Origin of the sequence: Leucobacter soli (genome assembly GCF_042659205.1) — a bacterium.
Classification (GTDB): Bacteria; Actinomycetota; Actinomycetes; order Actinomycetales; family Microbacteriaceae; genus Leucobacter; species Leucobacter soli.
In genome coordinates, this window is record NZ_JBHSRW010000036.1 from 1 (window position 1) to 16,976 (window position 16,976).

The 16,976-nt window shown below is 69.5% G+C and carries 15 protein-coding genes; 12 read left to right on the forward strand and 3 right to left on the reverse strand.

The window, feature by feature from the left end:
* The coding region (locus tag ACFPZL_RS04195) for an efflux RND transporter periplasmic adaptor subunit (RefSeq protein WP_382334758.1) at positions 1-885 on the forward strand (885 nt) is incomplete at its 5' end.
* A gap of 204 nt (positions 886-1,089) precedes the next feature.
* On the opposite strand, the gene ACFPZL_RS04200 is transcribed toward ACFPZL_RS04195, so the two are convergent.
* The 3 genes from ACFPZL_RS04200 to pepN are packed head-to-tail and all read right to left on the reverse strand — an operon-like array spanning position 1,090 to position 5,118.
* Complete coding sequence (locus ACFPZL_RS04200) at positions 1,090-1,617, reverse strand: globin (protein ID WP_218114828.1); 528 nt, start codon at positions 1,615-1,617, stop codon at positions 1,090-1,092.
* Positions 1,614-2,504 (reverse strand): mechanosensitive ion channel family protein, encoded by an 891-nt coding sequence (locus ACFPZL_RS04205; RefSeq protein ID WP_218114827.1) that lies wholly within the window; start codon positions 2,502-2,504, stop codon positions 1,614-1,616. The genes ACFPZL_RS04200 and ACFPZL_RS04205 overlap by 4 nt, the downstream gene beginning before the upstream one ends.
* A gap of 10 nt (positions 2,505-2,514) precedes the next feature.
* Positions 2,515-5,118, reverse strand: a complete 2,604-nt coding sequence (pepN, locus tag ACFPZL_RS04210) for an aminopeptidase N (RefSeq protein WP_218114826.1) — start codon at positions 5,116-5,118, stop codon at positions 2,515-2,517.
* 158 nt (positions 5,119-5,276) lie between these two features.
* Between pepN and ACFPZL_RS04215 the strand changes: the two genes are divergently transcribed.
* The 11 genes from ACFPZL_RS04215 to ACFPZL_RS04265 form a co-directional block, all read left to right on the forward strand.
* Complete coding sequence (locus ACFPZL_RS04215) at positions 5,277-6,254, forward strand: aldo/keto reductase (protein WP_218114825.1); 978 nt, start codon at positions 5,277-5,279, stop codon at positions 6,252-6,254.
* Between the two features lie 10 nt (positions 6,255-6,264).
* Complete coding sequence (locus tag ACFPZL_RS04220; protein WP_218114824.1) at positions 6,265-6,864, forward strand: mycothiol-dependent nitroreductase Rv2466c family protein; 600 nt, start codon at positions 6,265-6,267, stop codon at positions 6,862-6,864.
* Between the two features lie 90 nt (positions 6,865-6,954).
* Positions 6,955-7,446 (forward strand): ribose-5-phosphate isomerase, encoded by a 492-nt coding sequence (locus ACFPZL_RS04225; RefSeq protein ID WP_218114823.1) that lies wholly within the window; start codon positions 6,955-6,957, stop codon positions 7,444-7,446.
* A gap of 131 nt (positions 7,447-7,577) precedes the next feature.
* Entirely contained in the window at positions 7,578-8,582 is a 1,005-nt protein-coding gene (locus ACFPZL_RS04230) for an Fpg/Nei family DNA glycosylase (RefSeq protein ID WP_218114822.1), read from the forward strand.
* A gap of 305 nt (positions 8,583-8,887) precedes the next feature.
* The gene (locus ACFPZL_RS04235) at positions 8,888-9,232 is read left to right on the forward strand and encodes a PadR family transcriptional regulator (RefSeq protein ID WP_218114821.1); all 345 of its coding nucleotides are present in this window, start codon (positions 8,888-8,890) and stop codon (positions 9,230-9,232) included.
* Positions 9,229-10,380 (forward strand): hypothetical protein, encoded by a 1,152-nt coding sequence (locus ACFPZL_RS04240; RefSeq protein WP_218114820.1) that lies wholly within the window; start codon positions 9,229-9,231, stop codon positions 10,378-10,380. Before ACFPZL_RS04235 ends, ACFPZL_RS04240 begins: the two co-directional genes overlap by 4 nt.
* Before the next feature lie 5 nt (positions 10,381-10,385).
* Positions 10,386-11,756 (forward strand): Mur ligase family protein, encoded by a 1,371-nt coding sequence (locus ACFPZL_RS04245; protein WP_218114819.1) that lies wholly within the window; start codon positions 10,386-10,388, stop codon positions 11,754-11,756.
* A complete protein-coding gene (locus tag ACFPZL_RS04250; protein ID WP_382334761.1) occupies positions 11,753-12,478 on the forward strand; it encodes a type 1 glutamine amidotransferase in 726 nt (241 codons plus the stop codon). Before ACFPZL_RS04245 ends, ACFPZL_RS04250 begins: the two co-directional genes overlap by 4 nt.
* An 89-nt stretch (positions 12,479-12,567) precedes the next feature.
* Entirely contained in the window at positions 12,568-13,128 is a 561-nt protein-coding gene (locus ACFPZL_RS04255) for a YceI family protein (protein ID WP_218114818.1), read from the forward strand.
* A 295-nt stretch (positions 13,129-13,423) separates the two neighbouring features.
* Positions 13,424-15,406, forward strand: a complete 1,983-nt coding sequence (locus ACFPZL_RS04260; protein WP_218114817.1) for a hypothetical protein — start codon at positions 13,424-13,426, stop codon at positions 15,404-15,406.
* Between the two features lie 95 nt (positions 15,407-15,501).
* Positions 15,502-16,976, forward strand: a 1,475-nt coding sequence (locus ACFPZL_RS04265; protein WP_382334763.1) for an integrin alpha, incomplete at its 3' end; no start/stop codon positions are given.

Sequence of the window (16,976 nt, forward strand, 5' to 3'; positions counted from 1 at the left end):
GACTCGGGCGGTGAGACGCCCGGCGGCGCCTCCGGTGGCGCCTCCGACGGCAGCGCTCCAGGCGGGGGATCCTCGGATTCCGCAGCCGGCGGATCGACCGCCACGATCACCGCCGAGCAGCTGCTCGCCGACCAGGCTGCGATCGCTGCGGCCGAAGCCGAGCTGAAGATCGCACGGGCGCAGCTCGCCCTCGCCGAGCTCACGAGCCCGGTCGACGGACGCGTGGCCGCCGTCTCCCTCGCCGAGGGCAATGACGTCACGGCGGGCTCCGACTCCTCGATCATTACCGTGATCGGCGAGGACGGCTACCTCGTCGAGACGACCGTGTCGCTGACCGACATCGGGAAGCTGGAGGTCGGCCAGACCGGGGACGTCGCAGTGGCCGCGACCGGCACTGCATACCCCGGAGAAGTCTCGTCGATCGGCGTCATCGATCAGTCGAGCACGGGTACGCCCGCCTTCAGCGTGACCGTCGCGCTCGACACGGGGGAGGACGAACTGCTGAACGGCGGCTCCGCCCGCCTCGGCATAGAGACGGCCGTCGCGGAGTCGGTGCTCACGGTGCCGACCTCGGCGGTGCACCGGAACGGCAACGTCGCCACGGTGAACGTGCTCCGCGACGGCGAATCGACGGCGGTCGGAGTGGAGACCGGAGCGGTCGGCGCGGAGCGCACCGAGATCCGCTCGGGGATCGACCCGGGGACGACGGTCATCCTGGCGGATCTCGCCGCGGCGATAGACGGCGGTGAGAGCGACGCGGGCTCCGGCGGACTGACCGGACTCTCCGGTTCGGGAGTCGGTGCCGGTGCTGGCCCGGGCGGCGGATCGTTCCCCGGTGGCGGAAGCATGCCAGGCCCGCCGAGCGGCGGCTTCCCCGGTCAGTAGCGAGAGAAGGAACGAGCAGGGACCGGGGGCGCGCTCGCCGTTGAACGAACCTCAGGTCCCTCATGACGCTACCGTCGCGGCACGACGATGCAAAGCCGATGCCGCGGACGATGCCCGATCGTTATCGACGGCATCCGCGTCGCCGGCATCGGTGCAGCGAGCGGACGGCGATACGGTTCTGCCGGTTCAACGGTGTCGGAACGCCTACTCGAAGCTGTTCACCATCGCGACGGCGGCGCGCTCGATGTAGTCGCGGAATGCGGCGTCGTGCATCGGGGGCAGCCCGACCTCGTCGAGCGCCGCGTGCATGTGCACGAGCCAGCGATCCTTCGCGGCCGGGGTGACGGGGAACGGCTGATGCCGCATCCGCAGCCGCGGGTGCCCGCGCTGCTCCGAGTAGGTCGTCGGCCCGCCCCAGTACTGCTCGAGAAAGCTGCGCAGGCGCCAGATCGCGCCCTCCCAGTCGGCGTCGGGATACATGGGGGCGAGCAGCGGATCCTCGCGCACCTCCCGGTAGAAGGCGCGCACGATGCGCTCGAACGTCTCCGTGCCGCCGACCTGCGACCAGAGCGTCTCGGTGACGGCCGGTCCGGTCTCGCCCTGGCGCAGGGTGAGACCGGCGCGCGGGCCCGGTTCGGCGACGGGCGCCGGTTCAGCTGCCTGTTCGGCCGCCGGTCCGTGCAGGAGCGGCAGCCCTTGAGGCTGAGCCTGAGGCTGAGGATCCTGCGTCATACCGATCCCTCCGGGCGGGGCAGCTGATCGGCGAGTTGGATGCCGATAGTGCCGAAGTGGGCCTTGATCCGTGCTCGAAGCGCGCGCTGGACCGCGAACTGCGCTTCGGGCCGTGTGCGCACCGTGAGACGGATCGTCGCGCGATCCCCGTAGACGCTCTCGAGCCCCAGCACCTCCGGCTCCCCGGTCACGCGGCGGGCGAACTCCGGGGAGTGCACCAGCTCGGCCGCGCTCTCCAGCGCGGCGCGCTCGACGGCCTCGAGATCCTCGTCCGCGCTCACCGTGATGTCGATGATCGCCTTGCCCCACCCCTGCGAGGCGTTGCCGAGGGTGAGGATCTCGCCGTTGCGGATGAACCACAGCGTGCCGTCGCCGGCGCGCACCTTGGTGATGCGGATCCCCACATCCTCCACCGTGCCCGTGATCTCGCCGACCGTGATGAGGTCGCCGACGCCGAGCTGATCCTCGAACACCATGAAGACGCCGTTGAGGATGTCCTTCACGATGTTCTGCGCGCCGAAGGCCAGGCCGGCGGCGATGACGCCGGCGGAGGCGAGGATCGCGGTGAGGTTCACCTGGAGCTGGCCGAGGATCAGGATCAGGGCGATCACCACGATGACCCAGGTGATGACGTGCCGGCCGACGGTGCCGAGCGTGCGCGTCCGCTGCACGGCGCGCGCGTTCAGGTAGGGTCCGGCGGTCAGCTCCTGCGTGGATTCGACGTCCTGCGAACGCTTCACCCCGCTGACTACGCCCTGCACGGCACGCGTGAGCAGGCGCCGCAGCAGCCAGTTCGCCGTGATCGCCAGGAGGACGATGAGCAGGATGTTGAACAGTACCCGGTAATCCGTGTAGAACGCGGTGATCGCCGCCCAGAACTCGGTCATACGCGCATCCTCACGCCCGCGCGTCCGCCGCTTGCGCGGCGAGTGCGCGCTCGACGCCTGCCAGGTGCTCGACGATCATGCGGCGCAGGGCCGCCGGCGCGTCGGGGTTCCCCTCGAGCCAGCCCGCCGTTGCGTCGCGCAGCGCCTCGTTCGCGAGGGTGGCCGGGTAGAAGCCGTCGATGATCTCGTCCATGATGGCGTGGCTGCGCGAACGGTAGATGTCGAGCGCGGCGCCGAAGAACCGCTCGACGTAGGGCTCGAGCAGGGCACGGTCGTGCGCGCGCAGGAACCCGAGGCCGGTCGCCCGGATGATGGCGTTCGGCAGGCCGGGCTCGTCGAAGACCGCCGCCCAGGCCGCAGCCTTGTCCGAGGCGGTGGGGAGCGCGGCGCGGGCGTGCGCTGCCGATTGCTGCCCGCTCGCGGTGAGATCCTCCGCCAGCGTCGCCTCGATCTCCTCGCGGGTCGCTCGGCCGCCGGCAGCGAGGGAGATCAGCAGCTCCCATCCGAGGTCGGTGTCGATATCGAGCCCCTCGAGCGGCGTCTTCTCCTCGAGCAGCGCGAGCACCGTGTCGAGCTGGGCATCGGTCGCCGCCAGCTGAGCGAACGCCTTCACGAACTGGAACTGCAGGTCGCTTCCCGGTGCGGCGGTCAGCGCCAGAACCCAGAGCCCGTCGGCCACCTTCGCCAGCGTCGCCTCCCTCCGCTCGGGCGCGACGTAGCTGCTCGCCGCGAGCAGCAGCTGCCCGATCAGAGTGCGCAGCGTCGTCGAATTGGTCTCGACGTCGATCCCGCCGAGCACGACCTCGACGAAGCGGCTCGCCGGGAGTTCGCCGTCGCGGGTCTGGTCCCAGAGGGTGCCCCAGACGAGCGAACGGGCGAGCGAATCGTCGATGTCGCGGATCCTGCCGGTCGCGGTGGCGAGGGAGCGCTCGTCGAGTCGGATCTTCGCGTACGTCAGATCGTCGTCGTTCAGGAGCAGCAGCGCCGGCCTGGCCTCGCCGACGAGCTCGGGCACCTCGGTCCGCGCGCCGTCGACGTCGAGCTCGATCCGCTTGCCGCGGATGAGCCGGCCGCCTTCGTCGTCGTACAGCCCGACCGCGATCCGATGCGGCCGCAGAGTCGGGTGATCCGCCACCGCGGTCTGCTCGATCGCGAAGCTCGTGTAGCGACCGTCGCCGTCGACCTCGAAGACCGGCCGCAGCGTGTTCACCCCCGCGGTCTCGAGCCACTTCTGCGACCAGCTCGTGAGCTCGCGGCCGCTCCGCGCCTCCAGCTCGGCGAGCAGATCCGGGAGCTCGGTGTTCGCGTGGTGATGCTTCACGAAGTAGTCGTGCACCCCGCGCATGAAGGGTTCGCGCCCCACCCAGGCGACGAGCTGCTTGAGCACCGAGGCGCCCTTCGCGTACGTGATCCCGTCGAAGTTCACGAGCACGTCCTCGAGGTCGCGGATCTCGGCCACGATCGGGTGCGTCGACGGCAGCTGATCCTGCCGGTAGGCCCACGACTTCTCGCTCGCGACGAAGGTGGTCCAGCAGTCGGTCCACTCGGTGGCCTCGGCCACGCCCAGCGTCGACATGTACTCGGCGAACGACTCGTTGAGCCAGAGGTCGTTCCACCACCGCATGGTCACGAGATCCCCGAACCACATGTGGGCGAGCTCGTGCAGGATCGTGACGACGCGGCGCTCGCGCATCGCATCCGTGACCTGGCTGCGGAACACGTACGCCTCGGTGAAGGTGATGGCGCCCGCGTTCTCCATCGCACCCATGTTGTACTCGGGCGCGAAGATCTGGTCGTACTTGTCGAACGGGTACGGGTAGTCGAACTCGCGCTCGAAGAAGGCGAAGCCCTCGCGGGTCTTCTCGAAGATGTAGTCGGCGTCGAGGTATTCGCCGAGCGACTCGCGGCAGAACACGCCGAGCGGGATCGTGCGGCCGTCGCTGCTGGTGAGCTCGCTGCGGACCACCCGGTAGGGGCCCGCGATGAGCGCCGTGATGTAGCTCGACATCACGGGGGTCGGCTCGAAGCGCCAGACCGCGACGGGCTCTGCGACGCCCGTGCCCAGGGCGTCCTCCACGATCGTCGACTCGCCGCCGGCGCCGTCGACCGGTTCGGAGACCGGTGTCGGCTGATTGCTGATGACCTGCCAGCGAGCCGGGGCGACGACCGTGAACTGGAATGTGGCCTTGAGATCGGGCTGCTCGAAGACGGGGTACATGCGGCGCGAATCGGGCACCTCGAACTGCGAGTAGAGGTAGACCTCGCCGTCGGCGGGATCGACGAAGCGGTGCAGGCCCTCGCCGGTGTTCATGTAGAGCTGGTCGCTGACGATCGTGAGCACGTTCTCGGCCTCGAGCCCCGGCAAGGCGACACGAGAGTCGGCGAAGACCTCCGCGGGATCGAGCGAGCGCCCGTTCAACTCGACGCTCAGCACCCTGCGGGCGATCAGGTCGATGAACGTGTCGGCGCCCGGCGTGCCGTCGAAACGGATGGTCGTCTCGGCTCGGAACACCTCCGCACCGGTGGTGAGATCGAGCGAGATCTCGTAGCTCCGGGTGCGCACGACCCCCGCGCGCTCGCGGGCCTCGGCTCGGGTCAGGTTCTCTCCGGGCACGGCACTCCTCCGTTGTCGATCCACCGGTCCGCGGCAGCGGTGATCCGCGAGCCGCGACGTACCCCTCCAGCTTATTCCCGAGGGGTTATGGATCGCCTGTGTTCCGGACGGGCGAAGCGTCCCGAGCGACCGCCGCCGATGCGGCCTATCGTTGAGGCATGACGCGCACGCTGGGAACTTCGGATCTGATCGTCTCGGCAGCCGGGCTCGGCTGCAACAACTTCGGGCGGCCGGGATCCGCGACCGAGGATCAAGCCGGCACGGACGCGGTGATCGGTGCCGCGATCGACGCCGGGATCACGCTCTTCGACACCGCCGACCTCTACGGCTACGCCTTCGGACGCAGCGAGACCATGATGGGGTCGGCGCTCGGCGCCCGCCGCGACGACATCGTGCTCGCGACCAAGTTCGGCTACCCCGAGTCGGGTGCGCCCTACGCCGGCGCGCGAGGCTCCAGAGCCTACATCCGGGCGTCGATCGAGGGGTCGCTGAACCGCCTGCGCACGGACCGCATCGACCTCTATCAGATGCACATGCCCGATCCCGAGACGCCGATCGCCGAGACGCTGGCGGCGCTCGACGAGCTCGTCGAGGAGGGGAAGGTGCGGTACATCGGGCATTCGAACTTCAGCGCGGCCCAGATGGAGGAAGCCGCGCGGACCGCCGCCGAGCTCGGCCTCGCCCGGTTCGTCTCCGCGCAGAACGAGCTGAGCCTCGTGAAGCGGGAGACGGATCGCGAGGAGACGCCGGCCGCGCGGCGGCTGGGGCTCGGGCTGCTCCCGTTCTTCCCTCTCGCGAACGGGCTGCTCACCGGGAAGTTCTCGCGCGACGGCTTTCCCGCGGACTCGCGGATCATGCGGCAGCGCCCCGAGGTCGCCGAGCAGGCCGACTGGGACGCGCTCGACGCCTATCGGGCGCTCTGCGACGAGTGGGGGGTCACGATGCTCGAGGCGACCTTCGGCTGGCTGCTGACCCACGAGCCGATCGCGAGCGTCATCGCGGGAGCGACCACCCCGGATCAGGTGCGGCAGAACGCTGCCGCGGCTGAGGCGTTCCGGCCGGACGCGGCGCAGCGCGCGGCTATCGAGCGGCTCTTCCCGGTGCCCGGCGCGCAGACCGAGGCCGCGGTCGAATAGACTCGCTGACATGAGTGCTCAGCCGAACGTCGAGTTCTACTTCGATCCGATCTGCCCCTGGTGCTGGATGACGAGCCGGTGGGTGCAGGAGGTCGCCGAGACGCGCGGCTTCCCGGTCTCGTGGCGGCCCATCAGCCTCGCGATCCTGAACGAGGGGCGCGACACGGGAGACCATGCCGAGGGTCATCGGCAGGGCAAGCGCGCCGGCCAGGTCGCGGTCGCGATCGCCGAGAGCGCGGACGATGCGGCCGTCGGCCGGTTCTACACCGCGGTCGGCACGCGGATCCATCCCGGCGGGCGCGACGACTTCGATGCGATCTTCTCCGAGGCGCTCTCCGAGGCCGGGCTTCCGGTCGAACTCGCCGCATCCGCGGATGCGGAGTCCGACGCCGTGCTCCGAGCGAACACCGACCACGCCATGGAGATCGCCGGCCCCGACGTGGGCGTGCCGATCATCTCCATCGACGGTGTCGCCTTCTTCGGCCCGGTCGTCACCCCGGCGCCGACGGGAGACGCCGCCCTGCAGCTGTGGGACGGGATCTTCGCGGCCGCCAGCGTGCCCGGCTTCTACGAGCTGAAACGCGGGCGCACCAGCGGACCGCAGTTCTAGTCGATCGGCGGCACCGATATCTTGGTGCGCCGATACCTCGGTGCGCCGGCGCTGCCGACCCGCCGATCCCCGCTCGGTAGACTCGGAGTCATGCGCATCCACGTCGCCACCGACCACGCCGGCCTCGAGTTCAGTCAGCACCTGCAGCAGCATCTGCGCGAGGAGGGGCACGAGGTCATCGATCACGGGCCGCAGGAGTACGATGCGCTCGACGACTACCCGTCGTTCTGCATCAATGCCGCACTCGGCGTGGCGCGCGACGCGCGCAGCGGCGTCGAGGCTCTCGGCGTCGTCTTCGGCGGCTCGGGCAACGGCGAGCAGATGGCCGCCAACAAGGTCGATGGGATCCGCGCCGCGCTCGTCTGGAACGACTCGACCGCGGCCCTCGCCCGGGAGCACAACGACGCCAATGTGATCTCGATCGGCGCGCGCCAGCACACGGTCGATGAGGCGATCCGTTTCATCGACCTGTTCATCGCGACCCCGTTCACCGGTGACGAGCGGCACGTGCGCCGCATCGGGCAGCTGGGCGAGTACGAGCGGACCGGCGCCATCGCAGGCAAGCAGATCGACGCGCCGTAGCCCGCTGGCCGCGCCGCCTCGGCCCGGCGCACCGCCCCGTCGTTCATCTGTCGGTTCGGCGCGGTATTCGCCGGAATCATGCAGCGGAGCGACAGATGAACGGGGACCAGAGGGAAGCAGGGAGCACAACGATGCCAGAGGGCCACTCCGTACACCGCATCGCGCGCCAGTTCGGCGCGAACTTCGTCGGCACCGCGCCCGAGGTCACGAGCCCGCAGGGGCGTTTTGCGCAGGGCGCCGCGATCCTGAACCACCGCGAGATCACGGACTCGCGCGCGGTCGGCAAGCACATGTTCCTCGAGTTCGCTGGCGACGAGTGGCTGCGCGTGCACCTCGGCATCTACGGCGCTTGGGACTTCTCGGGCGAGATCAGGGTCGACCCGTCGATCCAGATCCACGGTACGGGCGACACGCACCTGCGCTATGGGCAGACCGGGGAGTACTCGCGGGTCGCGGGTGCTGCGCTGGTGGACCGCGACGCCGAGGATTCGGTGGCCTCGATCGGAGCCCCGCGCCGTACGCGTGTGCGCATGGCGGAACACGATGCCGCAGCGGGGGAGACGGGCGCCTGGCCGCCCGAGCCGCGAGGCCAGGTGCGCGTCCGGCTGCTGAACGACTCGGTGTGCGCCGACCTGCGCGGACCCACTGCTTGCGAGGTGCTGACCCCGGCCGAGGTGGAACGGGTTCTGGACCGTCTCGGCCCCGACCCCGCGAACGCGAACACGCCCGAAGAGCAGCAGCGCTTCGTCGAGCGCGCGCACAAGAAGAAGACTCCGATCGGGCTCGTACTGATGGATCAGTCCGTCGTGGCGGGGATCGGCAACATCTACCGTGCCGAGATGCTGTTCCGCGCCGGGCTCGATCCGCACGCTCCGGCCAACAGCCTCGATCGCACGGTGCTCGAGGCGCTCTGGGACGATTGGGCGCACCTGCTCGAGATCGGCATCACTGTCGGGCAGATGATGACGATCGACGGGCTCGAGGGCGAGGAGTACGCGCGGGCGCTGCGCGACCGAGATGAGCGGCATTGGGTCTACAAGCTCGAGGGCACGCCCTGCAAGCGTTGCGGCACGAACATCGTGCTCGAGGAGATGGGCAACCGCAAGCTCTACTGGTGCCCGACCTGCCAGTCCTGATGCAAAGCATCAGGCGAACAGCCATTTCTGGCTGTTCGTGGCAGGTCCCGGGGTCGTCTCGACCCCGGTGCAGCGCGCTGCGCAGTGCGCGCGCGTGCTGCTAGACCTGACGCGCAGCATGAGGTGAACAGCCGTTTCTGGCCCTGAGGGGTACCTGCGGCGAAAGGCGGGAAATGGTGCTTTTCGAGGCGAGGAAAAGCCGTTTCCCGCCTTTCGCCGATGTTGCCGGAGTGCTGCCGGGGGTGTTGCTTGGGAAGGGGCGCTTCGATCTTGCCACTCTATCTCTATATAGATAGAGTTTGAGCATGGAACCGCTTGCGAGAATCACCCCCGCGACCGCAGACGTGCTCGCCGCGCTGTTCGAGCTCGACGAGCCGACGTGGGGTCTGCAACTGGTGAAGCGCACCGGCCGGCCGGCCGGGAGCGTGTACCCGATACTGGAGCGACTGGAGAGGCTCGGCTGGGCGGAGTCCGAATGGGAGGAGGATCCCGGTCGGAGCGGCCCGCGGCGGCGACTCTATCGCCTCACCGACGGGGGAGCGGCAGCCGTGCCTGCCGCGCTCGCGCATGCTCGAGCCCGGAGGCGTCAGAGCGGATCGGGCCGAGCGGTCCCCGGGATGGCCGGACGAGTTCTGGGGGCGGGCGCGTGAAGGCGACCGGCGGCCTCGCCGGCTGGACGGCGCGTCTGCTCGCGGGCACACTGCCGCAGCACGTGCGCGGCCGCTACCGGGAGGAGTGGCTCTCCGACCTGGCAGGCGCGGAGGAGCTCGGGCTCTCGCGGGGTTCGATCCTGCTCGGCGCACTGGCCACATCGGTGTCGATGGATCGCGACAGTCCGGTCGTGCTCGGCATTCCCGCCTCGGCTGAAGCCGTCCGCCGTGCGCGCTGGGCCGCGGCGTGCCTCTCGAGCGCCGTGCTTCTCCTGCTCTGGCTGTGGATGTACGGCGGCGACCCGTTCGCGGGCCATGGTCTCGAGTGGATCGGCCTGGGCGTGGTCGGGATCGCCGCGGTGCTCGCCGTCGCGGGATCCTGGCAGGTGCTTCGGGCGCTCTTCATCGGCTTCGACGCCTACGGCGCGAAGCGCGTGCTGTTCGTCGGACTGCTCGGAATCGTCTGCATCGTCGCGCTGGGATTCGCCGTGATCATTCCGCTCGCGGGCATGGCGTACGGTCTCGCCGGTCTGGTGACGGCGCTCGTGCTCGCAGCCGGAGGCCCGGCCGGCGGGCGGCCGGGCGAGCCGCTGAGGTCCATGCGTCGCATCCTGCTGGCGCTGCCCTTCGCCGCCGGTGGGCTGCTGCTGCTCGCCGCCCTCCTGCTGCACGTCTTCGTCTGGAACCCGCTCGCGAAACTGCCCGGCATGACGCTCGACGAGATCTACGCCGCGATGCGACTCGCGGGCGAGGGGCCGGGAATCATCACGACAGGGGTCTTCACCGCGCTCATCGTCCTCGCACTGCTCGTGCCCGTGGTGCTCGCCGGCACGCGAGTGCTCGCGGGGCCGCGTGCGGCGCGCCGGATCGTCGTGCTCGGCCTGCTCTCGATCGCCGCCGTGAGCTGGCTCGAGTTCCTCCTCGGCTTCGGCATGGGCATGGGGATCGCGGACACGTTCGGCACCGACGGCGGTGATGCGGCCCCGGCCGGCGGGCTCATCTCGATGATCGGGCAGTTCGCGATCGTCGCCGCGCTCTTCGCCGGACTCGCTCCGGTGAGCCGGGATCGGTATCGCGATCTTCCCGGTTCCCGCGTCGAGCGCACCGGCACTGCGCCCCACGATGCCTCGGCGGGTGCCCTAACCTAGAACGCATGCGCCACCTGTTCTCCGCCGTGATCGGAAAGACCGTGCGGCAGCTGGCACGACTCCGCGGGGGAGGATCCGCTCTGCCCGGGCTCGTCGTCGAGAAGATCGACCCGGGCTTTCTGGCCCACATGCTCGACGGCCTGCCCCGAGGCGTCGTCGTCGTGAGCGGCACCAACGGCAAGACGACGACCACGAAGATGATCGTCGAGCTGCTCGAGTCGCAGGGGCTCCGCGTGTTCACGAACCGCACCGGCTCGAACTTCACGCGCGGCATCATCGCGGCGGCGCTCGGGGAGTGCTCGTTCCGCGGCCGGCTCGACGCCGATGTCGCGGTGCTCGAGCTCGACGAGGCCCACGCGATGCATTTCATCGCGCGCGTCCAACCGGACGTCACGCTGCTGCTCAACGTGCTGCGGGACCAGCTCGACCGCTTCGGCGAGATCGACACCACGGCGAAGCTGCTGCAGCGCATCGCCGACGCCACGACGCGCGGTCTCGTCGTGAATCGTGAGGACCCGCTCATCGCCGCGATCGGCGAAAGCGTCCGCGAACGCGCCGTGCGGGACGCCTCGGCGGGACCGGCCGTCGTCCGGTTCGGACTCTCGAACGAGCTGCGGGCGATGTTCCCGAGCGACGGCGAGTTCCACGGCGCCGCCGTCGACTCCGCAGCCGACCGGGCCGACTCCGCAGGTCGGCAGTCCGCAGATGTGACGCTCGTCGAGCTCGGCGATCACCGCGCGGTGTTCGAGATCGAGGGGACGCGTCACGAGACCACCCTCCAGCTCGAGGGCCTCTACAACACCTTCAACGCGGCGGCCGCGCTCGCGACCGCACGTGTCGCGCTTGCGGACGGCTCTGCGAACGGCTCTGCGGCCGACACGAGCCCCGGCAGCCGCCGGGCGGAGGCGACGACCGAGCAGCTGATCGCCGCCCTCGCCGAGGTGCGGCCGGCATTCGGTCGCGGTGAACGGCTCGAGCTGGACGGGCAGCCGCTCGAGCTCGTGCTCGTCAAGAACCCCGCGGGCTTCCGCCTGGGGCTCGCCTCGTTCGACCCGAAGGGTGTGGCCGCGATGATCGCGATCAACGATCAGTACGCCGACGGGCGCGACATGTCGTGGCTCTGGGACGTGGACTTCGCCTCGCTGGCCACGGAGGGCGTCGATACCGTGAGCGGGGTGCGCGCCTGGGACATGGCGCTGCGGCTCGAGCACGACGATGTCGCGGTCGGCGCGGTCGAGGAGGACCTGAGCCGCGCGCTCGCGGGCTTCCGCGAGCGAACACCCGGCCGACCGCGGCGCATCTTCTGCACCTACACGGCGATGCTCGCCCTGCGCAAGGAGCTCTCGGGGTTGACCGATGTGGAGGATGTCTGGTGAGCGGCGAACGGGAACTCGTCATCGTGTCGCTCTACCCGCGCGACATGAACATCTACGGCGATCGCGGCAATGTGCTCGCGCTCACGCGTCGTGCGACGGCGCACGGTTTCACCCCGCGCGTGGTCGACGTGAACCCGGGCGACCCGCTGCCCGAGCAGGTCGATATCGTGATCGGCGGCGGCGGGCAGGATTCGGGTCAGGGCCGCGTGGCCGTCGATCTGCTGGCGCGCGGCGACGCGATACGCGCGCTCGCCTCGGACGGCACGCCCATGCTGGTGATCTGCGGCCTGTACCAGCTCTTCGGCCATCGATTCCTCACCCATGAGGGCGAGGAACTGACCGGGATCGGAGTGCTCGACGTCGAGACGCGCGGCGGCGGTGAGCGCATGATCGGCAACATAGTGGTCGAGAGCGACGAGTTCGGCGAGATCATCGGATTCGAGAACCACAGCGGCGACACGGTGCTCGGACCGGGATCCGCGCCGCTCGGGCGGGTGCTCCAAGGGGCGGGGAACAACCCGCGCGACGAGCACGAGGGGGCCCGTACCGGGAACGTGATCGGCAGCTACCTCCACGGTTCACTCCTGCCGAAGAACCCGGCGATCGCCGACTTCCTCATCGGCGAGGCCGCACGGCGCCGTCACGGCTCCTTCGTCCCTGCCGAGATCGACGACACGACCACGGCGCGAGCGCGGGCTGCGGCGCGCCGCCGACCCCGCTGAAATTATTACTTGCAAATTCAACTAAATCTGCGTTACACTGATTTTAATTGAACCGTCAAGTAAGCATACCCGGCAACACAGGAGGCCTCATGTCCATTACCGCAGATCAGATCCCCGGCTACCGCGCTGGCACCTGGGTCATCGATCCCACCCACACCGAGGTCGGCTTCTCGGTCCGGCACCTCGCGATCAGCAAGGTCAAGGGCAAGTTCGAGCGGTTCGCGGGCGAGCTGGTCACCGGGGAGAGCCCGCTCGAGTCGAGCGTGAAGGCTACCGTCGAGGTCGGCTCGATCAACACGAACCAGGCGGATCGCGACAACCACCTGCGCACCAACGACTTCTTCGCGATCGAGGAGTTCCCCGAGTTTTCGTTCGTCAGCACCGGTGTGCGCGAGGACGACGGCTCTTTCAAGGTGGACGGCGACCTCACCCTGCGCGGTGTGACCAAGCCCGTCACCTTCGACTTCGAGCTCGGCGGCTTCGGCCAGGACGCCTACGGCAACTACAAGGCAGGCTTCACCGCCAGCACGGTGGTCAAGCGCGAGGACTACGGCATTCAGTGGAACGCGCCGCTCGAGACGGGCGGCCTGCTGCTCGGGAGCGATGTGACGATCACGCTGGACGTGCAGGCGGCTCTCGTCCAGGAGTAGGGTTTCGCGGGATCCGCTCCTGAGCGGCGCTGGATGCGCCGGCTCGGCTCTCCGAGCGCGGACCCCTGCAGCTCCCGCACGATACGGGCGGGGACGGTGGAGACATCGTCCCCGCCCGTTCGCGTTTACCCGGACCTCCGGTCAGCCGATCTCATCCGATCTTGCTTAGGCAAACCTAATCTAAGTAAGATGAACTCGCCGCAGCGGGTTCCGCGCGATGCGGCACCGAGTGAGGCGCCGATCCGCGACGCCCGCATGCGGCATCGCGACGCGGAGAAGAACGAGGCGGGGACGGATGACGCTGCGACGTGCGCGATCGACGGTCGAGACCGGAGGAAGGCGACGAGGCGCTATCGCGTTCCTCGCCGTTGTGACACTCGCGGTGGCAGGGCTCACCGTCGCACCGGTCGCGGCGGAGGCGGCGAGCCGACCCACCGTGTCGCTCGAGGCGACGATCGGCGCCGACCGGATCGTCGCAGTCCGTCTCGCCTGCACCTTTTCCAGTGCCTGCCAAGGCAAGATCGTCGTCACGCTCGGCTCCGGAGGCCGGAAGACGATCAACTACCGGATCGCGAAGCGCAAGAGTGCGACGCTCACCTGGAAGCTTTCGAAGAACCAGTATCAGAAGTTCGTGAAGCGGGGATCCGCGAAACTGGCGGTCACCGGGAGCACGGTCAAGCCGAGCAAGCGGAGCTTCTCGAAGAGCCGTACCGTCCGGCCGGCGAAGGCGAAGCTCTCGCTGTCGCAGACGAACTACGCGATCGCGAAGGATCGCACCCTCCCGCTCGCATTGACCTGCGCGGCGTCCACGGGCTGTGCGGCAACCGTCGCACTGCAGACGAGCTCCGGCGGATCCGTCGCACGCACGACCGTTACCGCGAAGAAGGGGGCGACGAGCGTCATGCTTCGCGTCCCGGCCTCCGCGTACGCGTCGCTCGGCGACGCGGCGGTCGCGTATCGCGTCGTAATCTCGGAGACCCGACCGGACGCCGTGCAGTCCACTCGCACCGTGCGCCTGACGAAGGCGATCCCGGTGCGTACCGCGTCCGTCGCCTACGCGCAGCGCAACTGGACGCCGACCGAGTACGACACCTGCCCGGCCTCGCTGCACGAGAGCTACCGCACGGTCGGCCCCGACGGCAAGTACTACCCGACCTGGCATCCGGCCGAGGTCACCGATCCCGCGACCGGCCGTCTCTGCACCTTCGGCCACGAGCACGGCGCCGACCCCGCGAGCTCCGACATCGCCGAGTGGGTGGCGGATCACTTCGCGCCCGACGACCTGGTCGAGGGCGAGCCCCGAGGGCTTCCCTTCGGCTATGCGAGCGAGGAGCTCGACAACCACATCGCCGCCGGGCACGATCATCTGTCGATGCGGCACGAGGACAACGGCGGGCACAAGGTCTTCGTGCGCAACAATGTCGGACTCGTCGATGCCGACCATCGGAGCGTGACGTTCGAGAACGCCTCGGGGGAGCGTGAGCGGGTCGTCTGCGACTTCCTGATCAAGGCTCACCAGGGCAGCTGGTCGGCCGACGCCACTTCGAACAACGCACACGAACTCATCTACGCGGTGAAGTGCACCGACGGCACCGAACTCATCAGCACCACGCTCTCGCTCTACGGCGAGCCCAACGAGTTCAACCGATCCTGCGCGCGCGGCGCCACGGTGGCGACGACGGGCAGCATGCTGCCGCCCGCCGTCACTGCCGGCGGAACCAGGGAGATCCCGGATCGCGGCTGCGCCGAGAGCGCGGTCTCGGGTGCCTCCGACATCTGGGCGCTCTACGAGATCTGGCAGAGCGCGAACGAGCTGCGGACCGCCGACGGTACCGTCGTCGCCTCCTTCGACCCCTGGTTCGGGATCCGGAATCCCAGCCGCTACTACGACGTGCGCTACAGCACCGCGACCACCAACGCGGTCAGCCGGCCGCTCGACCTGCTGTGGGAGGCGACCTCCGCCGAGCGCGCGGCGAACGTCTACCCGTGGAGCACCGTCGCAGGCAGCGAGCGCTTCGACTACCGGGATCCCCGCTCGCCCTTCGACGGGGCCCAGCGCGACTTCTACATCGGTCAGAACGAGGTCGTCGGCCTCGATGGGAGCCCGACCCTCTACACCGACCCCTATGGCGGCAACGCCGAGACGACGCGCAGGGTCGGCGCCATCGAGCAGTGGGCCGTCGCAGGATCCCTCGCGACGAGCCTCAGGCTCGAGCGCCAGCAGTTCGACCTGCACGCCGACTGGGGCAAGAACAACGGCGTCCACGCGCCGAACTGAACCGAGCACCGAGCCGGGCCCGGATCGGGCCGAACCCCGGGCCGAACCCCGGACCGGACCCCGGAACCACCACCGAACACGTAAGGAACATCATTGTGAGTCCATCCAGCAGACCACTCGCGAGCCTCGCCGCCTCGGCACTCGCGCTCGGCGCCCTCGTCGCGCTCCCCGTGAGCCCGGCCCTCGCCGACGCGCTCCCGACCGAACAGGGAACCGTGCTCACGTTCACGGGCGACCCGGGTGCCGCCACCAGTTCAGCGGTCAGCACGTCGTCCTGCGACGTGAACGGGGACGGCTACGACGACGCGGTCTTCGGCGCCTGGTGGTGGTCGAAGGGCAGCCTCAACCGCATCGGTGCAGCCTACGCGGTGCTCGGCAGCGAGACCGCGGCCGGCGGATCGCTCGCGAACCCCGAGGACGTGAACGCCGTCCGCATCGACGGCCCCTCCCGGGCGAACGCGCTGATCGGGTTCTCTGCATCCTGCGCGGGTGACGTGAACGGCGACGGCTACGACGACATCATCATCGGCGACTACATCGCCACGAGCGCATACGTGGTGTTCGGCGCGAAGAACTTCGAACCCGTGACCCTCGACGCACTGGGCGAGCGCGGCTTCACCGTCAAGGGTCCCACCGGGGACACGCGCTTCGGCTACTCGGTGAAGGACATCGGCGATGTGACGGGCGACGGCCTCGACGACTTCGCAGTTGGAAGCTCGAGCGGAAACAAGGTCTACGTCATCCCCGGCAAGAGGGACATCGACAACATCGACCTGACCCAGGATCCCGACCGCGTCGCGATCACCGTGGCCGGGAAGACCGGAGAGGCGCTCAGCGTCGTCTCCACGGTCGGCGACGTGAACGGCGACGAGATCGACGACCTGCTCTTCGGCGCCTACGTCTCGACGCCTTGGGGATCGAGCGTGGCGGCTCCCGGCGCCGGCTACGTCGTCTGGGGCGGACAGAACGGCACGATCGAGACCGGCAGCCTCGCAGGAAAGGGCTTCGCGATCTACGGGCCCACCCGTCAGCGCGACCGGCTCGGCGTCTCGGTCGCCGCAGCCGGCGACGTGAACGGCGACGGCAAGGCGGATCTGCTGCTCGGCGCCGACGGCGTCGTCAACGCCGCGACCGGTCCCCGCTCCGGCGGCGCCGCGATCGTGTTCGGCTCCGACGCCGATGCCACCGTCTACTCCGACCCGCTCGCGGACGTCTCGGTCTACACCTGCGACGAGAGCGGCGTCGACACCACGACCGGATCCTGCAACGATCTGGCCACCCCGCGAGGGTACTGGATCAACGGCGCGGCGAGCGGCGACAGCACCGGATACGCGGTCGCCGGCATCGGCGACGTGAACGGCGACGACGTGCCCGACGCGCTGCTCGGCGCCTACGGCTACGACCCGATCAACCCGGACACGGAGACCGCCATGTCGGGAGCCGGCGCGGCCTACGTCGTCTACGGCGACCCGAGCCGCACGGCCACCCTCGAGCTCGGCTCGCTGAGCGCCGAGCAGGGCTTCCGCATCGACGGCGGCACGGCGGGCGATCGCTTCGGCCGCGCCGTCGG